At 42.7% G+C, this 22151-nt stretch carries 15 protein-coding genes, 2 rRNA genes and 2 pseudogenes; 3 read left to right on the top strand and 16 right to left on the bottom strand.

Annotated features, from left to right (window positions below):
• Nucleotides 1-187: 187 nt before the first annotated feature.
• Nucleotides 188-1887: pseudogene (locus tag HMPREF9007_RS05380) on the top strand (helix-turn-helix domain-containing protein).
• 184 nt (nt 1888-2071) lie between these two features.
• The gene (locus HMPREF9007_RS05385; protein WP_008763001.1) at nt 2072-2728 is read left to right on the top strand and encodes a DUF4840 domain-containing protein; all 657 of its coding nucleotides are present in this window, start codon (nt 2072-2074) and stop codon (nt 2726-2728) included.
• 200 nt (nt 2729-2928) lie between these two features.
• Here the strand turns inward: HMPREF9007_RS05385 and HMPREF9007_RS05390 are convergent, their stop codons facing one another.
• Genes HMPREF9007_RS05390 through potA form a run of 4 tightly spaced genes read right to left on the bottom strand, consistent with a single transcriptional unit; the run spans nt 2929 to nt 7296 of the window.
• Nucleotides 2929-4278 (bottom strand): ABC transporter substrate-binding protein, encoded by a 1350-nt coding sequence (locus HMPREF9007_RS05390; RefSeq protein WP_008763000.1) that lies wholly within the window; start codon nt 4276-4278, stop codon nt 2929-2931.
• A gap of 23 nt (nt 4279-4301) precedes the next feature.
• Entirely contained in the window at nt 4302-5099 is a 798-nt protein-coding gene (locus HMPREF9007_RS05395) for an ABC transporter permease (RefSeq protein ID WP_008762999.1), read from the bottom strand.
• On the bottom strand, nt 5093-5893 hold the full coding sequence (locus tag HMPREF9007_RS05400) for an ABC transporter permease (RefSeq protein WP_008762998.1): 801 nt from the start codon (nt 5891-5893) through the stop codon (nt 5093-5095). The genes HMPREF9007_RS05395 and HMPREF9007_RS05400 overlap by 7 nt, the downstream gene beginning before the upstream one ends.
• An 11-nt stretch (nt 5894-5904) precedes the next feature.
• The gene (gene potA / locus HMPREF9007_RS05405) at nt 5905-7296 is read right to left on the bottom strand and encodes a polyamine ABC transporter ATP-binding protein (RefSeq protein ID WP_008762997.1); all 1392 of its coding nucleotides are present in this window, start codon (nt 7294-7296) and stop codon (nt 5905-5907) included.
• Nucleotides 7297-7435: 139 nt separating this feature from the next.
• On the opposite strand from potA, the gene HMPREF9007_RS05410 reads away from it, so the two are divergent.
• Nucleotides 7436-8536 carry a TlpA disulfide reductase family protein gene (locus tag HMPREF9007_RS05410; RefSeq protein ID WP_008762996.1) on the top strand — a complete coding sequence of 367 codons (1101 nt, stop codon included), beginning with the start codon at nt 7436-7438 and terminating at the stop codon, nt 8534-8536.
• A gap of 335 nt (nt 8537-8871) precedes the next feature.
• Here the strand turns inward: HMPREF9007_RS05410 and HMPREF9007_RS05415 are convergent, their stop codons facing one another.
• From HMPREF9007_RS05415 to HMPREF9007_RS0125350, 12 genes and pseudogenes are all read right to left on the bottom strand, one after another.
• Nucleotides 8872-11436 (bottom strand): glycosyltransferase family 1 protein, encoded by a 2565-nt coding sequence (locus HMPREF9007_RS05415; RefSeq protein WP_008762995.1) that lies wholly within the window; start codon nt 11434-11436, stop codon nt 8872-8874.
• A 38-nt stretch (nt 11437-11474) separates the two neighbouring features.
• Nucleotides 11475-13137, bottom strand: a pseudogene (locus HMPREF9007_RS05420) (glycogen/starch synthase).
• A gap of 204 nt (nt 13138-13341) precedes the next feature.
• Nucleotides 13342-13803: a V-type ATP synthase subunit K gene (locus HMPREF9007_RS05425; protein ID WP_005675599.1), complete on the bottom strand. Its 462-nt coding sequence runs from the start codon at nt 13801-13803 to the stop codon at nt 13342-13344.
• A gap of 52 nt (nt 13804-13855) precedes the next feature.
• Nucleotides 13856-15679: a V-type ATPase 116kDa subunit family protein gene (locus tag HMPREF9007_RS05430; RefSeq protein WP_032850648.1), complete on the bottom strand. Its 1824-nt coding sequence runs from the start codon at nt 15677-15679 to the stop codon at nt 13856-13858.
• Nucleotides 15676-16281 carry a V-type ATP synthase subunit D gene (locus tag HMPREF9007_RS05435; protein WP_008762992.1) on the bottom strand — a complete coding sequence of 202 codons (606 nt, stop codon included), beginning with the start codon at nt 16279-16281 and terminating at the stop codon, nt 15676-15678. The genes HMPREF9007_RS05430 and HMPREF9007_RS05435 overlap by 4 nt, the downstream gene beginning before the upstream one ends.
• Before the next feature lie 40 nt (nt 16282-16321).
• Nucleotides 16322-17647 carry a V-type ATP synthase subunit B gene (locus HMPREF9007_RS05440; protein ID WP_008762991.1) on the bottom strand — a complete coding sequence of 442 codons (1326 nt, stop codon included), beginning with the start codon at nt 17645-17647 and terminating at the stop codon, nt 16322-16324.
• A 33-nt stretch (nt 17648-17680) separates the two neighbouring features.
• Nucleotides 17681-19438 (bottom strand): V-type ATP synthase subunit A, encoded by a 1758-nt coding sequence (locus tag HMPREF9007_RS05445; RefSeq protein WP_008762990.1) that lies wholly within the window; start codon nt 19436-19438, stop codon nt 17681-17683.
• A gap of 17 nt (nt 19439-19455) precedes the next feature.
• Nucleotides 19456-20298 (bottom strand): DUF2764 domain-containing protein, encoded by an 843-nt coding sequence (locus HMPREF9007_RS05450; RefSeq protein WP_008762989.1) that lies wholly within the window; start codon nt 20296-20298, stop codon nt 19456-19458.
• Between the two features lie 11 nt (nt 20299-20309).
• Entirely contained in the window at nt 20310-20900 is a 591-nt protein-coding gene (locus HMPREF9007_RS05455) for a hypothetical protein (protein ID WP_008762988.1), read from the bottom strand.
• 227 nt (nt 20901-21127) lie between these two features.
• Complete coding sequence (locus tag HMPREF9007_RS05460; protein WP_008762987.1) at nt 21128-21574, bottom strand: hypothetical protein; 447 nt, start codon at nt 21572-21574, stop codon at nt 21128-21130.
• A gap of 185 nt (nt 21575-21759) precedes the next feature.
• Nucleotides 21760-21870 (bottom strand): 5S ribosomal RNA (rrf, locus tag HMPREF9007_RS05465).
• A 172-nt stretch (nt 21871-22042) separates the two neighbouring features.
• Nucleotides 22043-22151, bottom strand: a 23S ribosomal RNA gene (locus HMPREF9007_RS0125350); the annotation flags it as partial.

The following is a 22151-nucleotide window of genomic DNA, read 5'->3' as shown; positions in this document are numbered from 1 at the left end:
ACTCTACATATATACTACGCATTCCCGATATCAGCCTTCAAAGAACAAATAATTTAGAGATCATGTTATTTGAACTTATTGATATACAATCATGAAACCATAATACAGTGCATTTTTCTCGCTTCAAACTCGAACGAGAGGAATAAATCAATTTCGCCAAGTGACGTTACTAAAACAACAGATTAATATGAAATATTTAATTATAACGTCATTATACACTTCTATTATCGTGGTTACAACCACCCAAAGTGAATTATTACCAATTTTATTTTCAACAGCAGGAATACTTTTATTGTATTGGCTCTTGTCTCATTCTCTTGCCATGCGGAAAGAAATTGCTTTTTTAAAAGAAGAAAATCAGTATTTCATGGACTCTTTCCGAAACATTCGTACCCCGATCACATTGCTTCATACGCCTTTAAAGTCAACCTATAGTAATAACTGCCCGGACATTATCAAAAAGGATCTGTCACTGGCTATCCGCAACATAGATTGCCTTAATGATCATTTAACCAGATTAATGGATCTGAAGCAAATAGCCACTCATTCCAAAAGAATGAATATTACGGAACATGAATTAGGAAATTTCCTTAAAAATAAAATATCTTCTCTGAAAGATCACGCAGCAAACAGACATATTAAATTAGAAATCCAAACAGAATTCAAATATGCAAGCGTATGGATAGATCAAAGTAAAATATCTCCCGTAATAGAGAAATTTATAAAGAATATAATAGATCATACAGAATATTCAAAAAAAGTTATTATACACGCATCTTTATGCAATAAATATTGGAAAATAAAAGTAAGTTATACTGGAAATGAAAACCTAATGAAATGTTATAAATACTCCGGTAAACATCTTATTAAACAAAAACAGAATCTAAATATTACTTTGCAAAAAGTGCTTTATGCAAAAAACTGACAGAAATATGCAATGGAGAAATATTAATCAATAATTCATGTCATACGATCACATTGCGTTTTCCTGTAAAGCCCTCTTATGAAAATGTATCCGAACGCAGTTTGGTTCATATAGAGAAGAATATAGAAGAAGAAAAGATTGATGCCTTATTCCACAAAAGTTCGCAGAAAAGAAATTCGTCCAGACCTGTCGTGATTATGGTCGACAGTAACGAAGAGTTCAGATCCTATCTGGAGACCTGTTTATCAGAGGAATACATAATCAGAGGCTTTGAAAACGGAGCGGACGCATTGGGATATATCAAAGGGGAACATCCGGATCTGGTAATATGCGATACAGTGCTCAACGGAATGGGCGGTGATGAACTTTCTTCAAGACTGAAGACGTCTAAAGAAACATCTATTATACCAGTCATCCTTTACGGATCGCATATAGATGCCGACCAACGCAGTAAAAGGGAAGCGTCATTGGCAGATACATTTATGCATACCCCCTTTCATGTGGAGGATTTAAAAATAGAGATTTCTGTTCTTATCAGAAATAGCCGCCTTCTTAGAAAAGCATTCCTGCACAAAGTATTCGGAGAGCATTTTCTGCAAGTACAACCAGTAGAAATCATAAAGGAAGCTACTGAGGGGGCTAAAAACTCATTGATCAATGAAGTGAAAGATTATATTCTGGAACGAATAGAGAACGAAGACCTGACTATTGATGCAATTGCTTCACACTTAAGAATGAGCAGAACTAAATTCTACAACAGGTGGAAAACGCTGACCGGTGAAGCTCCCACTGTCTTTATTGAAGCTATTCGAATGGAGAAGGCACATGAATTGTTAGAAAGTGGGAAATATCCTGTCGGCACCATACCGGAAATGATCGGATTGAAAGATGTAAAAAACTTCCGCAACAGATATAAAGAATACTTCGGAATTACCCCTAAAGAATCTATCAAGAAAAAATAGTCGGAATAAAACGAACATATAAAAATATGTCCGGAGGTACTCCAGCGCGATATTTACGAAGAAATCGACTGGAGTACCTTTTTCTTTTTCATTTGCTTGATGCAGTATTCCGTTATTTCCGGTATTTACTCTATGTACGTACACCTTAATTTTGAGAATTAATAATCTAATTTGTTTAACAAGTATGAAAACTTTAACTAAAATGAAAAAAGTATGTTGCTTAAGTCGTTTTGTTTTATTGGTAATGGCATTGGGGATGACTAGTATCTTTACTTCTTGTAGTAGTGATGATGATGAAAATATTCCGGTATATTCTCTCAAAGATGTAGAAGGCACCTATTCCGGCAAAATGCAGACAACCTCTATCGCTCCTTTGGAAAATGCAGAGAATGAAGCTGGAGACGGAGTCACCGTAAATGCCGAATTAAAAAATAATCATATATTAATCAGCAAATTCCCGGTAGAGGATCTGATCAAAAGCATTATCGAAGACCCGGACGCAGCCGAAGCCATCATCAAAGCGGTAGGAGATGTAGAATACAAAATCCCTTATCAGGCAGCTTTCAATGATAATAAAGACAACATCTTACTTCAAATGTCACCTGAACCCTTGGTATTGGAAATCGCAATGGAACCACAACCCATAAGAAAAACTGAAGGGGAAGAAGAAACTCCTAAACTCACCGTAAAAGTGACAATCAAAGCTGACGAGAAAGGCAGTTATGCTTATGAAGGTCAGAAACTGAAGTTTGCTATTCAGGCAACAGAAGTTACAGTAAATGAAGAACGGTTTGATAAATTTCCGGCAACGACCTTTTCTTTTGATATGACTAAGAAATAAGGTGACTGTTTAATTATTTACAGAATAAAATGTAAAAGAGAGTGTGTCTGCGAAAGAAGACGCACTCTTTTTTTTATAGACGAAAGGCATCATCCGTTCTATGAAAAGAGTAGGATAAAAAACGGTGGATGACAAACGATGCCCGGTTTTAACCGTATCATTCGTTTATCATCCACCGCTTATTACCGGGTGTTTTTAACTTACCGCTTCACATTCTTTTTTCTCTTTCTTCTGCTTCTGCGATTTTGTTGTTTCCGACGGCTGTAGCGTTGCCATCTCTTATAAATCATCCATCCGCTCATCAAAGCTACGACAACAAAAATCAGAATAGTAATACCTACCCCCAGATTGTCACCTTTGATGCGTGACCAGATATCCAGTACCTCTTTAGTTTTATCTCCGAAGTCACGAATCATAGCGCAGCGTTCCACCACCTTACGGTCGGGATATTGAATCTTGTCAATCTGTATGCTGTCGGCATCCGGACCAAAGAAATAACTTAAATCCGCATAATAATCCAGAGTCGTATCCACTTTCTCTTCCAAAATCTCCGGGGTAGCGATAGAACTCACATATCCACAGAAATCCATATTACGCAACGCAATGTCCGGACGGCACATAAAGTTGATAAAGTAGCTGGCAGCCACCGGATTCTTCGCATATTTAGGAATCACCCAGCCATCATACCAGATATTACTTCCTTCTTTCGGAACCACGTAGTCAAGGTCCACTCCTACCGCATTCGCCTCTTCAATCGCCCATATCGCATCGCCACTCCAGGTCATATTCAGCCATGCTTTATTCTTCGTCATCATCTCCTTACCGAAGTCCGCTTCCCAACCGGCAATATTCGGTTTCATAGCTTTCAGATACTTTTCGGCTACCTCCATAGCACGTGGCGAGTAATCATTCATCAGGTCTTCCACCGTCACCGTCCCTTCTTCCAGCTCTTTGGCATGGGCATAGATAACGGCTGTTCCATAAGCGTCACGGTAACTGTCTTTCATCAGAATCTTTCCTGCATATTTCTTATCCCAAAGACATTCCCAGGAGAAAGCGTCGGAATCGGGAACGTATGCCCGGTTATAAAGAATACCTGCGGTCCCCCACATATAGCAGACAGCGTAACGGCTTGCTTCTTCACCCGGCTGACTCAGTTTATTAATCTGTTCGCGAATAAATGGTGACACATTATTCATGTAATTAGGGGAATGGGCGAAAGTGGTGTCAATAGGCAACAACAGATGCTTTTTCAGCATTCTCTCAATGATATATTCCGAAGGACAAACCACATCAAAATCCTCATGTCCCTTTTCTATTTTCGTCAACATGATCTCGTTGATGTCGAATGTCTGATAGACGATGTGGATATCTTCACCTGTCTGTTCTTTATAGTACGACTGGAAATCTTCGAGTACACCTTCTCCTATATAATCTGCCCAGTTATAGATCTTAAGGACTCTCTCGCGTGACTCACCGGAATTGTAGCAACCGCTCAGAAAACCAGCCAGCACCAGCAAAAACAAGTTAACAGAAACTATTCTTTTCATTTTATTTACGTAGCAGCACATTTTCATGATTCTTTCTTCTTCGTTTTTCCGGCACGGTAATTAATCACTATCAGTAAAGCCAGCACCACCACAAAAATAATGGCGGACAACGGGCGAAGTTCAGGAGTCAGACCTCCCTTGCGGGCATCAGCATAGATATAGGTGGAAAGCGTTTCCAGCCCTTGATTACCGATGGTAAATACAGTTACGGCAAAATCATCGATTGAAAGTGTCAGTGCAAGCATAAAGCCACTGATCATTCCCGGACGAATCTCCGGAATGATTACCTTCCGCAAAGCCTGCATAGGTGTAGCTCCCAAATCGAGGGCAGCTTCATAAATGTTCGGATTCATTTGTTTCAGGCGCGGCAGAACGCTTAATACGACGTAAGGAGTACAAAAAGTGATGTGCGCCAGTACCACTGTGGTATATCCCTGCGTGATTCCGAGAGATACGAATAAAAGGAAAAGCGATATACCGGTTATGATATCACCGTTCAGAATAGGAATACTATTCACAAAACCAATCGCCTTGCGCGAGCGTGCTTTTAAGTTGAAGATGCCGATGGCAGCGATGCTGCCCAACAAGGTAGATGCCGTGGCAGCCAGCAGCGCAATGGTAATGGTATTGATCAGGGCATTCATCAGAGAATGATGGGCACCTGTATTAAATAGCGATGAATAAAGTTTGGTCGAAAAACCGGTCCAGTTACCTAATACCTTCGCCTCGGTAAAAGAGTAAATCACAATGATCACAATAGGGGAATATAGCAACAGCAGTAATACCCACAGGTAAGTCTGAGCGAATATCTTCTTTACCATAGCCCACCTCCTTCGTTCGTATTATCCTTATCATCGGTACTGAACAGTGAAGTCGCAGCTATCAGCAGCAGCATGATCAGCGAAAGTGCTGCCCCATAGTTCCACATACTGTTATTGATATTCTCCTGAATGGTAGTACCAAAGAGTTTGATATTGTTCATCGTCAGCAGTTCGGCAATGGCGAATGTCGAAATGGTCGGCATAAACACCATCATGATACCGCTCATGACTCCCGGCATGGAAAGTGGGAGAACTGCCTTGAAAAAGACCTGTACAGGATTAGCCCCCAAGTCCTGTGCCGCCTCAATGTAGCTATGGTCCATCTTCTGCAATGTGTTATAGATGGGATAGATCATGAAGGGGATAAAGTTGTAAACCATACCGAAGATCAGTGCTCCCTCCCCCAGCGGAACGCTGAAAAAGTCGAATAAAGCGACAGTGGCAAGGGTACGTACCAGAATATTCACCCACATGGGCAGGATAAACAACACCACCATTGTTTTGGAACGGTTCAGCTTGCTGTTGCTTAATATCCAGGCTGCGGGATATCCCAGCAGGATACAGATAAGAGTCGTAATAATGGCAATACCTATGGAATAGACGAAGGTATTGATAGCTTCGGGATGTTCGAAGAATTTCTGAAAATTGGCGAGTGTCAGATGACCGTTATCATCGGTAAACGCATACACGACAATTAGAACCAACGGTATGACCACAAAGATCGCCGAGAAAATAATGTAAGGAAGAGTCCAGCTCTTACGTGATGACAAAAATACTATAAACTTCTTATTCACTTCCTTTCCTGTTAATCGGTTATTTTAATTACACGAATCGCATCCGGAGGGATAGTAATACCCACACGGTCTCCGTCATCCCAGACATCGTTCGTATCCACAAACACATTCTCGTCCCAGTCAGACCATACAGTCAGATGGTAATGATCACCTTTATAAAGGATGAACTTCACTTCTCCCGTCAGCGTACCGTCTTCTTCGTTATCCTGCAGGATCACTTTATCAAAGTCTACTTCGACCTTGACATCCGTACCGGATTCCAGCCCTTCCACAGAAGCACATTCGAACGTACAGCCCAGGAACTCTACATGAGTAGCATCCTGCAACTTTCCTTCAAAGGTATTGCATACACGTTCTTTCTTCATAATATGAATATCAAACGGCTTCACCAGCAACCCCACTTCCGCACCGACTTCAAAATGATGATAATCCTGAACAAGGAACTCATATCCGCCACAAAGCACAGTCATTTCATAGTGTACCCCTTTGAAGATCGAAGTCTGTACCACACCGGTCAGTTGCGCCATCTCCGAAACCGGGAAAATATAAAGGTCTTCCGGACGAATAACTACGTCCACCGGAGTATTTTCACCGAAACCTTCGTCCACGCATTCAAACTCCGTACCACAAAAGCGTACCAGTTTATCATGAATCATCGTTCCGTTGAGAATATTACTTTCTCCGATAAAATCCGCAACAAATGAATTGATCGGCTCATTATAGATATCAATCGGCGTACCGATCTGCTGGATTTTTCCTTCGCTCATCACGACAATCGTATCACTCAATGTCAAGGCTTCTTCCTGATCATGAGTTACGTATACAAATGTAATGCCCAGAGATTTATGCATTTCTTTCAGTTCCATCTGCATATCCTTGCGCATTTTGAGGTCGAGCGCAGCCAACGGTTCGTCGAGCAGCAACACTTCCGGCTCATTGACAATGGCACGGGCAATAGCTACACGCTGTTGCTGGCCACCGGAAAGAGAATCTACATCCCGATACTCGTAATCCGTCATACCAACCATCTTCAATGCGGCTTTCACCTTCTTGCCGATTGTCTGTTTCGGCGTCTTTTTCAATTTCAAGCCGAAAGCAATATTGTCGTATACATTCAAATGCGGGAACAGGGCATATTTCTGAAATACCGTGTTCACCGGACGTTTATGGGGTGGAGTCTGTGTGATTTCCTTACCCGATATTCGGATTTCGCCTTCCGAAGCTGTCTGAAAACCGGCAATGAGACGCAACAATGTCGTTTTTCCGCAGCCGGAAGGTCCGAGAATCGTAACAAACTCGCCCTTTTTCACGTTCAGAGTTACATCATCCAAAGCTGTTTTGTCGCCAAAAAACTTCGATACATGGCTAACCTCAATGATGGATTTGTCTTCTTGCATATTCATACTAAAAGTTTGGGCTGCAAAGGTACACATTTCTACGATTTCCACCTACGTGTTAATCTAATATAACAGTGTTTTTCGATGCCAGACAGAAAAAAAATCTATCTTTGCATAAATATTTATTCACTAATTTTACAAAAGCATGAAAAAGTTAACTTATTTAGTTATTGCGACGGCAGCGTTGGGTATGGTAGCTTGTACCGGAAACAAAGCCGGATACGTTATCACAGGTACAGTAGAAGGCGCTGCTGACGGCGACACTGTTTACCTTCAGGAAGCAACAGGCAGAAATCTTACAAAACTAGATACCGCAGTCATCTCTAAAGGTACTTTCACCTTCGAAGGCACGCAGGATTCTGCAGTAAACCGTTATGTCACTTGCGAAGTGAACGGAGAACCTCTGATGATTGATTTCTTCCTTGAAAACGGTAAAATAAACATTGCACTGACAAAGGACAATGATTCTGCAACCGGTACTTCCAACAATGACGCTTACCAAGCTATCAGAACTCAAATCAATGATATCAGCCAAAAGATGAACGCTATCTACGAAGCGATGGGAGATTCTTCTTTGAGTGACGAGCAGAAAGAAGCCAAGCAAAAAGAAGGTGCCCGGCTGGAAGAAGAATATGATAAAGTAATCAAAGAAGGTGTACAGAAAAACATCACCAACCCGGTAGGTGTATTCTTGTTCAAACAGACTTTCTACAATAACTCTACTGAAGAGAATGCAGCTTTGCTGGAACAAATCCCGGCTAATTTCCAAAATGACGAAACAATCGTAAAAGTTAAGGAACAGACTGAAAAACAAAAGAAGACTGCCGTAGGTACTAAGTTCATTGACTTCGAAATGCAGACTCCGGAAGGAAAAACTGTGAAACTGTCTGATTACGCAGGTAAAGGTAAAGTGGTACTGGTAGACTTCTGGGCTAGCTGGTGTGGTCCTTGCCGTCGTGAAATGCCTAACCTGGTAGAAGCTTACGCTCAGTACAAAGGCAAAAACTTCGAAATCGTCGGTGTATCTCTTGATCAGGATGCTGCTGCATGGAAAGAGTCTATTAAAAAACTGAATATGACCTGGCCGCAAATGTCTGACCTGAAGTTCTGGCAGAGTGAAGGCGCACAGCTTTATGCAGTGAACAGCATTCCTCACACTGTTCTGATTGATGGCGACGGTACTATCATTGCCCGTGGTCTTCATGGAGAAGGTCTTCAGGCTAAATTAGCAGAAGTAGTCAAATAAATGAAGCTGATAAGAGACTTCACCTGATGAAGTAACACTTGTGCCATACCGTTGTCACACTTGTGCCACCATGTTGGCACAGTTATGCCACGCCGTTGGCACAGTTGTGCCAATAGGATGGCACAACATCCGACAAGGTATCTTATTCCTGTTAACGCAGTAGGTAAATCTGATCCAAGTACAGGCACTTTTGCCGAAGATACTGATCTTATCCACGCCGTTACATTGAGATATAAAAAGATAGCCCCTGCAATTTCGATCGCTCGAATTGCAGGGGCTTCTTTTATATAGGGACGTCAAGCAGGGAAGCGTCACTTCCCTACTCCGTCAAGCTATCAGATAAACCAACGCACGTAGCAGAAGTCCTGACGGTGCGGAAGTTCCGGATTCTTCGGGAACATACGGTAAGACACCTTGAAGCTACCGGCATTTGACAGGCTATGTTTAACCTGGAATGTGTAAAGGTCGCCTTCTTTCTTGATAACGCTGAACGGTTCTACAGAGTAAACGTGTTGTTTGCCATCCGCAGTTGTATAAGTAGTTACCAGTTCAAGCCCTATAGCATCATTCAAGCCTTTTTCGTCGATTACGTAAGTAATAGTATATTCTTTTCCGCTTTCGATATCACCGGCTTTCAAATCTTCCAGCTTGTCGCAAGATACGATTTCGATAGAATCCCACTTGGCAACGACTTCTTCTTTCCATGCAGCAATTTCTTTTGCTTTTGCATTGTCATTAGCAGACAGCATATGGAAACGTTTTGCCAACTTATTGTAGAACTTATTGTAGTAGTCGTCCAACTGGCGCTTCATCGTATAGTGAGGAGCGATCTGAGCGATAGAATTCTTCACTACCTTGATCCAGCCTTCTGAGTAGCCTTTCTTGTTACGAGCATAGTACAACGGCAGGATTTCTGTTTCAAGAATGCTATAGATAGTAGCAGCATCCAACTGATCCTGATGTTCCTGATTCTGATATGTACGTTTTTCAGTCAACGCCCAACCTGCACCTTCACGGTAACCTTCCAGCCACCATCCGTCTAATACAGAGAAGTTGACAACACCGTTCATCAAAGCCTTTTCACCAGATGTACCGGATGCTTCCAACGGACGAGTCGGAGTATTCAACCAAATATCAACACCGGAAACCAGACGACGTGCCAACTGCATATCGTAGTTTTCGAGGAAGATGATCTTACCCAGGAATTCCGGACGACGGGAGATTTCGATAATACGTTTGATCAGCCCCTGTCCTGCTCCATCGTGCGGGTGAGCCTTACCTGTAAACAGGAACTGTACCGGATAATCAGGATTGTTCACAATCTTAGAAAGACGTTCCAGATCAGTAAACAGCAGGTGCGCACGTTTGTAAGTAGCAAAACGACGACCGAAACCGATCAGCAATGCATTCGGATTGATCTTATCCATCAATGAAACGATACGTGAAGGATCTCCCTGATTCTTCAGCCATGTATCACGGAATGACTTGCGGATATAATCTACCAGCTTGTTCTTCATCGTCATACGAGTCTTCCAGATCTCTTCATCGGGCACATTATAGATTGCTTCCCAAATCTTAGGATTCGACTGGTCGAACCAAAAGTTTTCATTGAAATATTTAAAGTACAGTTCTTTCCACTCCGTAGCACTCCATGTAGGAAAGTGAACACCGTTAGTCACATAACCTACGTGCATTTCTTCGGGGAAGTAACCTTTCCAGATAGTAGAGAACATCTCCTGAGATACTTTTCCATGCAGCCAGCTTACACCGTTTACTTCCTGAGCAGTGTTGCAAGCAAATACTGACATGCAGAAACGTTCGCCCTTATCCCCCGGATTATTACGTCCAAGGTCCATCAGGTCATCCCAGCTGATACCCATTCTTGCAGGGTAACCGCCCATGTATTTACCGAACAAACCTTCGTCGAAGTAGTCGTGACCGGCAGGAACCGGAGTATGAACTGTATAAAGAGAAGAAGCGCGAACCAGCTCGATAGCCTGATCAAATGTCAGTCCGGTAGCTACATAGTCGCAGATACGCTGAACATTGATCAATGCAGCGTGTCCTTCGTTACAATGATAAACGTCTTTTTTGATGCCCAATGCTTTCAGTGTCAGGATACCACCGATACCCAACAGGATTTCCTGTTTCAGACGGTTTTCCCAGTCGCCACCATAAAGCTGGTGAGTAATAGGACGGTCGAATTCGCTGTTCATTTCATTATCCGTATCCAACAGATACAAAGAAATACGTCCTACGTTTACGCGCCATACGTTAGCATGTACATAATAGTCCAGATAAGGAACATCCACTACCAACGGCTGACCATTCGCATCCATCACTCGGTCGATAGGAAGCTGACCGAAGTTTTGTGCTTCATAGTTAGCAATCTGCTGACCGTCCATAGACAACGTTTGAGTAAAGTAGCCGTAACGGTACAAGAAACCTACTGCACAAAGATCTACATTGCTGTCAGAAGCTTCTTTCAGGTAGTCGCCAGCCAATACACCCAAACCACCGGAATATATTTTCAGGACGCTGCTTAAACCATATTCCATGCTGAAATAGGCTACAGACGGACGATTCTCATCCGGCTTCACATCCAGATAATCTCTGAATTTTGTATAAACATCATTCATTCTTCTCAGAATTACCTTGTCTTTTGCCAAAGCTTCCAGCTTCTCATAGCTCATACGTTCCAGCAACAACACAGGATTCTGTCCACATTCTTTCCAAAGTTCCGGATCTAGATCTCTAAATAGTTCTGTCGCTTCAAAATTCCATGCCCACCAGATGTTGCGTGAAATTTCGGACAATTTCTCCAACTCAGCAGGGATACGTGATTTCACTGTAACCTCTTTCCAGTTCGGAGTATTCACATTACTAACTTTAATTTTCATAATGTTTTTGTTTACTTATTGATGAATAAAATGTTTTTTTAGCTTAACTGACGCTTCAGAGCATTGCGCAGAGCAATGTCATAAGCCTCATAATAATATTGAATGAAGTGCTTCCACAGTGCCTGCTCTGCAACATCTGCCGCACGTTTGCGGATTTCCTTCACTTCTTTTTCCGATTTATCCGCAAAGAGCGTAATCGTATCCTTGATACCATCCGCCACTTCCGAATCATTATAGTCCGAACGATGCAGCACTTCTACTCCATCATTGATGCCATGCTGATTCTTCAGACTGTTCACCCAAAGGCCAAAGCCTGCCAGATCAGTAGTAATTGTAGGTACACGGAACGCTACACTTTCCAAAGGAGTATATCCCCAAGGTTCGTAATAGGAAGCATAAACGCTCAAATCCTGTCCCAGCAATATATCATAATACTCTTTGTTCATAATACCATCACGACCGTCCAGATAGCAAGGTACGAAAATCACCTTTACTTTATCTTCGGGACGATTGCCCATTCCTAAATACTTCAGCATATCCAATACCTGGTCATGCGTCATATTGTGCAGCCAGTGAGTGATGAAAGGAACTTCAAGCGGTGTGTCGAACTTTTCTTTGCTTTTCAATCGCGCCTGCAAATCCTCACGGGGATCTCCCACCCAACCGGGTACATTGATGAATGCCAATACATTCTTATGCAGGTTTTTATCTCTGTTCAGACGGTTCAATGACTCCAGAAAGACATCGATCCCCTTGTTCTTGAATTCATAACGACCACTGGTACCGATGATTAACGTATCATCATCCAGATTTGTTCCCAACAATTTATTGGCTACGTTCAACATTAATGAGCGCGCACGCTTACGTTTTCCGGTAAATGTATTGCCTTTGGGTACGAAATCGTCTTCGAAACCGTTCATCAGTACTACATCTGCCGGTTTGTCGAGCAATTCCTTGCACTCGTTATTGGTGATTTCACTTACTGTCGTAAAACAGTCTACATGATGCGCCGTCTGCTTCTCGATGGAATGCTTCGACTGCATATTCAATTCCTGTGCCATCTGATCGCCATTATACGCAAACAGATAGTCATACAGCGGCTTATGATTGCCGGCTATCGAACGTCCGATGGAAGTAGCGTGGGTTGTAAAAATAGTAGCAACTTCGGGGACAGCTTCCTGTACATAAAGTGCTCCCATTCCGGTCATCCATTCATGTGCCTGATATACCACCTTATCCGTTTCTGTCAGGTTGTAGCGGTAGAAACTTTCTACTACTCTTCCAGCAGCGTACGAAAACATAGAAGCCTCGTCGTAATCGCCATAAGCGTGCAACGAGTCTACTTGAAAACGATTCCACATTTCTGTGTATATATCGTTCTTCTTTTCAAAAAAAGGTTGGAAATCAACAAGAATGACAATGGGTTCACCGGGTATATTCCATCGTCCTATACGGACGGAAAGATGATCGTTTTCAAGTGCATGCGTTTTCCAGGCAGCGCACAGATTATCCGACTCGATGAATAGAGGGTTCTCTTTTCCTTGCCACACATCAGGACCTATGAAAAAAAATTCTGTCGCGGAATTTTTCCTGCAATGTATTCGCCCGTGTCGACAATACGGTGTATATCCCTCCCACTTTATTACATACTTCCCAGCTGGACTCGAAGATATAATCGGGGGTTAATAAATCTTTTACCATATAATATATTAAAACTCTTTTTAGTATGCGAGTGCAAAAGTACGCATTATTCTTTGAAAAATAATACTTTATGCGAAAAATATGAGTTAATAAGAGGAAAGAAAGGTTAGCCCGCCATGAAAAAAGAATATCCCCTTGCGAACGCAAAGCTGCATTCACAAGGGGATTGAAAGATCTTTATTAAAAAATTTTTCCTTGAAAAATTTACGCAAGTGCACTACCGATCAAGAAAGTGGCAGCCAAAGCAACGATAGCGTAAAGTTCCGGGAATACGGCAAGAATCAATGTATTACTAAACACGTTGTGTCCCTGGCCGATAGCAGCGATACCGTTTGCACAAACCTGTCCCTGACGGATAGCCGAGAACAAGGCTACCAATCCCAAAGCGATACCTGCACCGAGAACTGCCGATGCCTGGATAGCAGTGATTTCAGGAGTCAGGATACCGAAGATAGTCTGGAACATAAAGTAACCGGCAAAACCGTACAGACCCTGTGTACCCGGAAGCGCAGTCAATACCAGGAAGTTACCGAATGCACTATCATTCTTTTTCAATGCGCCGATAGCAGCGTTACCTGCAATAGTTACTCCGTAAGCACTACCAATGCCTGACAAACCAACCATAACCGCGATGCCAATGTAGGCAATAAACAAATTCATTTCCATAATCTTATTCTATTTTTATTGTTTAATTCTTAGTTTATTATTTCTCAATGTTTTATTCTAAATTTCTAAAAGGCTTGTACTCCTTGCCGCCTCCTTCATAACCGGAGTTCTTGAAGAACTCTACAAATGTCAGACGCATCGGGTGAACCATTGCACCAAGCACATTCATAAAGATGTTGATTGCATGACCGATCACAAAGATCAGCACCATTACGATAGGACCGGCAATCACGTTATCCGGACTCATACCTACTGCCAGACTGTTGAACACTCCCGCCAGAATACCTCCGGAAAGTCCGAGGGCAAACAGACGAACGTAGGACAAAACATCTCCCAGCAGACCGGTAGCCATGTTATATGAATCCCACAAACCAAGTCCGATATTCATGAATATGTTCTTTCCCGGACTGTTATAGAGGAATATCATCGCACCGGAGATACCCAGAATAACCAAATGCACTGTACCTCCCATTGGCAGCACATTCGGCAACAAAGCCGAAACAGCCATTGAAACCAACAGGATAATCCATCCGATCGTTGCCACTGCATATTTGAAACCAAACTGAATCGTTTGATTGACTGCTTTTAGCACCATACCGAACAAAATCTGAATAGCACCCAAAATCAATGATAACTGGAACATATCGTTGTTATCCATCAGCACCGCGTGTTTCAGACGTTGCACGATAGGCCAGTCCAGATCATAAATGTTCGCTCCGAAGAATGTACCTGTCAGCAACCCGCAGAAGAAAGTTGAAACAGCCAATACTTGTATCAGCGAAAGAATCGACTTCATTGACGGAGTCACCTTCTTTGCCAGTAAGCGATATGCCGTAGCTCCAAGGAACAGGAAAAGTCCATATCCGGAATCTCCCAGACAGAGTCCGAAGAAGATCATAAAGAACGGGGCGAAGAACGGTGTCAAATCCAGTTCATTATACTTCGGAAGCATATACAGTTTACAGATCGGTTCAAACCAAGCAAAGAATCCCTTGTTATTCAATCGAATAGGGACATTATCACCCGGCATCGGATCGGTAATCTCATAATATACATGTGCGTCATTCAGATAGGCTTCTATCTCCACCTTACTATAGGCAGGAGCCCATCCTTCAATCAACATCAGTTTATCACCGGCAGCCTGTTCAGAACTCAATACTACTTTCGAGAATTCAATCTGTCCCTGCAACTCCCTCAAAGCAACCTTCAAGGAAGGTACATCCGTTTCAGAAAGTGTTACCAACTTCTTTTCGTTCTCTTCGATAGCCTGCTCCGTTGTATTATACAACGTTTCAAGATGTGCCAGCGAATAGGCGGGAAGTTTTGCCTGCTCAACGTCCAGATCTACTTCCTGACCGGCTTTGGTGACAGTCACAAAGAATACTTTGGAAGAAATACGATTTATGATCATCGCATTGTATTCCGTCTCCCATTCTTGCTGGTAGTTTCCTTCCGAACAGCTATAGAAACCGATTACATAGCCGGCATCTTTCAACTTCCGGACACTTGCCGGATCGAAGTTGCCCCATGCCTGCAATGCTTCCTTTTCTTTGGCATAGCCCTGCAATTGCTGAGACAATTTGCCGTGTTCAGTCTGCAAAGCATCTACTTCATCCAATACCTGCAAACCACGAGCAGCTGTCCCTCCTTCCGTTGCGATCACAGCATCTTTCTCATGCTTCTGATTCTGAAGCAATTTCAGAGTAGCTGTCAGACGGTTGGAAAGACGGATATTCTCTTGCAGTTCCGTATTGTCGGCAGCACCTTGCTGTTTCTCCACGATGTGGACTACACCAAGTTCGCGCAGACTGTTCAGGAATTCTTCGTATTCCTTATGATAAACCAGGAATGTGAGTTTCTTCATTTTTGTAATCATGCCTCTTCCTCCTTCCTTTTTTCCTGATGGGACTTCATGATCTTTTGCGATGATTTCGACAAGTTCTCTTCATCTTCCATAAATCTCTTGATCTTTCGCAATGCATCCTGATAGCCCGGTATTTGTACCTTCTCAAAAAGATTCACTTTCTGAGTGGTCTTTTTCCTCGCATGTTCTAGCAGATTCAGCTTGGCGAGCATAAACTCACGTTCAATTGCCGTATGCGCAAGTTCCTCCAGCAGATGGATACCGTCGGCATACCATTTGGGAGCGTTAAACATACTGTACGGACGTATCTCGAAATCGATATTTTCGAGAAGCGGTACACGTACACCCGCAATCTTTTTCACGCCAAGATGAACGTCATTCACCTTTATCAATGAAGCGTCAAACTCATTCCAAAGGGCGAACATGGCTTCATAGGCTTGAATTTGTTGTTCGAGCCTATCCTCCAGATCGGCAGCTTCCGTTTTACAGCGCTTCACTTCCATGCGGAGGGCGCTTTCCTTATTCTTGATGATAGGAAGCGTACGCACCCGCACTTTCAGTTGCTTTTCGAGCTGCTGAAGAGAGGTTTTGTTATATTGAAACTTTATAGCCACGTTGTTTTTGCTAATTATTGGTTATAAATTTAGTTGCTGATTATTCTCCTTTCGGCCAGTACTGGTCAACAAGTTCCTTCTTGATATTTACTTCTTCCGGACGGAAGTATTCGCCGAACAAACCCCAGGCCACATCCAGCATTTCAGTAGTATCAAGGTTAACATCAATAGCCAGCAACTGGTTAGAATAGTCCTTCGCAAAAGCCAACGTACGTTCGTCGTAATTTGTCAGGTCGAAACCGTTTTCCATCTTAGTCTTCGCATTTGCAGCATCGGCATACAGACGTACAGCGGCATTCATCACCTGCGGATGGTCTTTACGTGTCTTCTTACCGGTTACCAGCTGTTTCAGACGGGACAATGAACGGAACGGGTCAACAATAACCTTACCGATATCACTGTCACGACGCAAGAACAACTGTCCTTCTGTGATATAACCCGTATTATCAGGCACAGCATGTGTGATATCTCCACCGGACAACGTTGTCACCGCAATAATCGTAATAGAGCCACCGGAAGGGAACTGCACCGCCTTTTCGTAAATCTTCGCCAAATCCGAATAGAGCGAACCCGGCATAGAGTCTTTGGACGGAATCTGATCCATACGGTTGGATACGATAGCCAACGCATCGGCGTAGCTGGTCATATCGGTCAGCAGTACCAATACTTTCTCGTTATTGTTTACGGCGAAGTATTCAGCGGCAGTCAGTGCCATATCCGGAATCAGCAGACGTTCTACCGGAGGGTTTTCCGTCGTATTCATGAAGCTCACAATACGGTCGAGAGCACCGGCGTTGGAGAATACATTCTTAAAGTAGAGGTAGTCATCGTTCGTCATACCCATACCGCCCAGAATGATCTTATCTGTTTCAGCACGCAATGCCACGTTTGCCATCACCTGATTGAAAGGCTGGTCGGGGTCGGCGAAAAACGGAATCTTCTGACCGGATACCAGTGTGTTATTCAAGTCGATACCGGCAATACCCGTTGCAATCAGTTCCGACGGCTGTTTACGGCGCACCGGATTCACTGACGGACCACCGATTTCCACTTCCTGTCCTTCAATTTCCGGACCTCCGTCAATCGGATCACCGAAAGCATTGAAGAAACGTCCTGCCAACTGCTCACTCACTTTCAACGTAGGCGATTTGCCGAGGAACACCACTTCGGCGTTGGTAGGAATACCTTCCGTACCTTCAAATACCTGCAGAGTGACATCGTCACCGGCAATCTTAACCACCTGTGCCAGTTTACCGTTCACAGTGGCAAGCTCGTCATACCCTACTCCTGTCGCTTTCAGCGAACAAGTAGCCTTGGTAATCTGAGTAATCTTGGTATATATCTTTTGAAAAGCTTTTGTTGCCATCTATATATTTACAATTTAGCTATTTACAATTTACTATTTAACGCTTCTTTCGGCAATCAATTCTTTTAATTGCTGCTGGAATCCTTTGTACTGCTCAGATTTGAACTTCGAGTAGTTCATCTGCTTGCATACATTGATCATCCTTTTGAAGTAATCCATTACTTCATTGAAATTGTCAAATTCAAATTCTGTATGGCAGATGTCGATTATCATATTCAGAATTGCTTCCTGACGTTCCATCGGAGTCACCGAGTCAACCTCATCAAAGGCATCCTGTTGCAGGATTACGAAGTCGATCAATTCGGATTTCCAGAAGATTACGTGGTATTCCACAGGTACACCGTCATCACCCAGAATGTTAATCTGCTCGGCGATTTCCTTACCACGCTGCAAGCGGGTTTTCAGTTCATTCACCTTGCCGATCCATTCGTCATTGATATGCTCCTTGATATATTCTTCAAATTCCGGATATTCGATATATTTGGAATAAGAGTCAATCGGGTTCACGGCCGGATAGCGTTTCTTATCGGCACGATCCTGTTCCAATGCGTAGAAACAGCGGGCTACCTTCTTTGTATTTTCCGTTACAGGCTCTTTCAAGTTACCACCGGCAGGTGACACCGTACCAATGAAAGTAATTGAACCGGTTTCGTCGTTACCCAGTTTCACATAACCTGCACGACCGTAGAAGTTAGAAATAATAGAAGAAATATCCATCGGGAACGCATCCGGTCCGGGCAATTCTTCCATACGGTTGGACATTTCGCGCAACGCTTGCGCCCAACGGGAAGTAGAGTCAGCCATCAGCAATACCTTCAGTCCCATCGAACGGTAATACTCAGCCAAAGACATTGCTGTATATACAGATGCTTCACGGGCGGCTACCGGCATGTTGGAAGTATTTGCAATAATAATGGTACGCTCCATCAATTTGCGTCCTGTATGCGGGTCCACCAATTCCGGGAATTCTGTAAAGATTTCCACTACCTCGTTGGCACGTTCACCACAAGCCGCAATAATTACGATATCCGCTTCCGCCTGTTTGGAGATAGCGTGCTGAAGCACCGTCTTACCTGTACCGAAGGGGCCGGGGATAAATCCTGTACCACCTTCCACAATCGGGTTCAACGTATCGATTACACGTACACCGGTTTCCAGCAATTTGAAAGGACGCGGCTTTTCTTTGTAATTCGTCATAGCCCGTTTCACCGGCCATTTCTGAATCATCGTTACCGGGATGTCATTTCCTTCTTCATCTGTCAGGATAGCAATGGTATCTTCTATCTTATAATCTCCTTCGGGCATAATGGTCTTTACGGTAGCCGTTCCGTTCATAGTAAACGGAGCCATAATTTTCAGCGGCTGGAAGTTTTCGTCCACCTGTCCCAGCCATGCGGAAGCTACGACTTTATCACCGGCTTTCACCATCGGAACAAAATGCCATATACGTTCTTTATCCAACGGATATGTATATTGTCCTCTTTTCAGGAAAACACCGTCCATCTTGTCAAGGTCGTTTTGCAGACCATCGTAGTTCTTCGATAACATACCCGGACCCAAGGTCACCTCGAGCATGTGTCCTGTAAATTCGGCTTCGGCACCCACCTTCAGTCCACGGGTGCTTTCGAACACCTGGACATATACGTTTGCACCTACCACCTTAATCACCTCCGCCATCAACTTATCGCCACCGGTAGAGATATAACAAATCTCATTCTGAGCTACCGGTCCGTCAACGACGAGGGTCACCATGTTGGCAATAACGCCACTAACAGTTCCTTTTGTTGCCATATATTTTTTTAAATTTATTATCTGAATTCTGCGGGAATCTGTACTTCATTCTTCAGCGATTCAATGATGCTTCGGAACAATTGATTTCCTCTTTCCTTATCCAATGAAATCCAACGCTCAATCATTTCCAGTTTCAGCAAGAAAGCGAAAATACGTTCAATGGTGAAATAGTCGAAGAAAATAGCATCCTCCATCCAATTCCACCGCAGAGCATCCAGTTTCTTCTCACGTTCCACCAGTTCCGTGATCTCACTGATCTTCACCAACGATTCAAAAACATCCACCTCACCGGACAATCCGAAATCGCGGGCGCTGGATGTACGCAAGGCTTCGCATACTTCCGTGTTTCCTACGATATGGGCAGCAATATCCCATTTGAATTTACGAGCGGTAAATGCAACAAGAATATTATTAATGTTCAGATTGAATTCAAACCAGGAAGAGACGAACTTATTTCCGCATTTCATGGCGTACTCATAATATAAAGCAGCCAGATGATCTTCCTGCAACACCATGCTTTCGGCAGGTGTATTCAGATAATCGGAAATAAAAACAGACAGATAAGAAGGAAATTCTTTAGGGCTGATTTCCCCGCCTTCTCTCAGAATAGAAATATATTCGGTGAGTTCCGCAGCAGAGTAGTTTCCACGTTTGTCTATTTCCGCCTCTTTGTCTTTGAGGAGTTTCAGCACGTTGGCATTATCAAACTTCAGATAGAACAAGTCGATCAACTTTTGGTCTGAAGCAGACAATCCGCTGTAGATTTCTGTTTTAAAATCGGCTACTGTATAGCTCAGTTTACTGTCCTCCAAAGTGAGTTCCGGCAAACCGGCTACCAAGTAATAATATTTACTACTCATAGTCGCTCCTTTTAAAATAGCATTTCTACTAACTGAGGACGCAAGAACGCTTTGAAGTAATTCATGAATTCTTCTTCTCCGAAATTCACCTTATACGAACCGTCCGCCGGAGAAACTGTGAATAAAGTTTTGATACCGTTCACTTGTTCGATCTTCACACCTTTATCCAACAGAGCTTTTGCATGGGCTGCAAAATACTTTTTCAGTGATTCTGCGTCGGCCGTAGAGATGACAATAGGTTCATCTACACTCCATTTGGATGCCAGCGCAACGATAAACGCATTCAGATAATCCTTATCCTGAGCGAAATCCTTCACAGAAGCGGTTATCAACTTGTCAGTAACCATCGTGGCAATCTCAGATTTAAGTGCGTTGACAGCCTGACCGGAAAATAGTTTTAACTCTGATTTTGTATTATCTGCCAGTTCATCAGCAGATTTACGAGAGGCGGCAACAATTGATTCCGCTTCTTTACGAGCATCCTCAATGATCTTCTTTGCTTCATCCTGAGCATTCGCGATAAGTCTTTGCGCTTCTTCGTTTCCTTTTTCCACGCCTTCACGATAAATCTTATCGGTCAACTCTTGAATTTTGTTTTCCATATTAACAGGAGTATTTAGTATTATTACTGTATTAATTATGTTCCTTCAATAGATTCTCGCCAAATTTACAAAAATCAATTTGATAAAAAAGAGAAAGATGCAAAGAAATCGACTCTCTTCTTATAAAATCACACTTTTACACCAATTTTATTCCGCTTTTCTCACGGTTATATTACTAAATGACACCTGTCTCAAAATATTATAACGAATAAAGCATCAACAATGAATTATTTTTGCCTTGATTTGATATATTCTTCTTCTTTTCCTGTAATCATACCAAGCCCAATACCTTTAATTACAGTTTTTCTCCGCTGATAGATCCCCAGATATCTGGATTCAACTTCATACGTAATTTGTGGATAAAAAACAAAGTCCCACAGCCTCTCCCTATAGATCGGGTTTATCGTGTCGGGCATATTCAAAGACTCTTTCCATTCCTTCAGTCGAGCCGGACTGCTTTCCGACGAACTACCGGCTGTACCCAATACCAGACAACCAAATAAATAAGTCTTTTCGATCGTTTCCTTATAATTATTCAATCTGTTTTCCGGTATAGTATCCAGTATATTATTACTTATCTCTACTTCCCGGAATCCATCTAAGTCCGGCTTTGAATTACAGCCGGACAAACCAGCCAACAGACTTAAAACAGCAAAACACTTTATAGTTTTCATTTCCTTTCCGTTTATATTCAATGATTCAATATAATCTCACCCTTCTGTCTCAAAGTAAGCTCAAGTTCCGCATCTTCAGCTAAGGGATTCCAAAAGATACGCTTACGAGAGCCGAAGAATCGGACAGGAAAGTGTATAAACAAGAAATCCCCGCCAGTCAATAAAGACTGGCGGGGCTTCTCTAAAAATGGCGGCTACCTACTCTCCCACTGTTACGCAGTACCATCGGCGTGACGAGGCTTAACTTCTCTGTTCGGAATGGGAAGAGGTGGAACCCTCGTGCTATAACCACCTGAATTTCTTCAATTGACAATGGACAATTGACAAATGACAATTATCGCAGCTGTCATGATAAGTTATGACATGATAAAAAGTAAAATTCAAGTATCTGTTAATCTAATTGTCAATTGTCATTTGTCAATTGTCAATTAAAAAAGCTAAACGTATATATCGCGATCCGCACCGTCCGAAAGAAAGTGAACGGGCAATTAGTAATGCTCGGCTTTGATGTTACCACCTTTACACCTGCATCCTATCAACGTCATCGTCTTTAACGACCTAAGAAATCTAATCTTGT

This window comes from Bacteroides sp. 1_1_14, from assembly GCF_000162515.1.
GTDB classification, from domain to species: domain Bacteria; phylum Bacteroidota; class Bacteroidia; order Bacteroidales; family Bacteroidaceae; genus Bacteroides; species Bacteroides thetaiotaomicron.
The sequence above is the reverse complement of the archived record's forward strand: the minus strand, read 5'-3'. Positions and strand labels throughout refer to the sequence as shown.

Bases quoted from the DNA above. Each gene is read 5' to 3' on its own strand.
- HMPREF9007_RS05385 (WP_008763001.1), top strand. From the start codon at position 2,072: ATGAAAACTTTAACTAAAATGAAAAAAGTATGTTGCTTAAGTCGTTTT.
- HMPREF9007_RS05390 (WP_008763000.1), bottom strand. From the start codon at position 4,278: ATGAAAAGAATAGTTTCTGTTAACTTGTTTTTGCTGGTGCTGGCTGGT.
- HMPREF9007_RS05395 (WP_008762999.1), bottom strand. From the start codon at position 5,099: ATGGTAAAGAAGATATTCGCTCAGACTTACCTGTGGGTATTACTGCTG.
- potA (WP_008762997.1), bottom strand. From the start codon at position 7,296: ATGAATATGCAAGAAGACAAATCCATCATTGAGGTTAGCCATGTATCG.
- HMPREF9007_RS05410 (WP_008762996.1), top strand. From the start codon at position 7,436: ATGAAAAAGTTAACTTATTTAGTTATTGCGACGGCAGCGTTGGGTATG.
- HMPREF9007_RS05415 (WP_008762995.1), bottom strand. From the start codon at position 11,436: ATGAAAATTAAAGTTAGTAATGTGAATACTCCGAACTGGAAAGAGGTT.
- HMPREF9007_RS05425 (WP_005675599.1), bottom strand. From the start codon at position 13,803: ATGGAAATGAATTTGTTTATTGCCTACATTGGCATCGCGGTTATGGTT.
- HMPREF9007_RS05430 (WP_032850648.1), bottom strand. From the start codon at position 15,679: ATGATTACAAAAATGAAGAAACTCACATTCCTGGTTTATCATAAGGAA.
- HMPREF9007_RS05440 (WP_008762991.1), bottom strand. From the start codon at position 17,647: ATGGCAACAAAAGCTTTTCAAAAGATATATACCAAGATTACTCAGATT.
- HMPREF9007_RS05445 (WP_008762990.1), bottom strand. From the start codon at position 19,438: ATGGCAACAAAAGGAACTGTTAGTGGCGTTATTGCCAACATGGTGACC.
- HMPREF9007_RS05450 (WP_008762989.1), bottom strand. From the start codon at position 20,298: ATGAGTAGTAAATATTATTACTTGGTAGCCGGTTTGCCGGAACTCACT.
- HMPREF9007_RS05455 (WP_008762988.1), bottom strand. From the start codon at position 20,900: ATGGAAAACAAAATTCAAGAGTTGACCGATAAGATTTATCGTGAAGGC.
- HMPREF9007_RS05460 (WP_008762987.1), bottom strand. From the start codon at position 21,574: ATGAAAACTATAAAGTGTTTTGCTGTTTTAAGTCTGTTGGCTGGTTTG.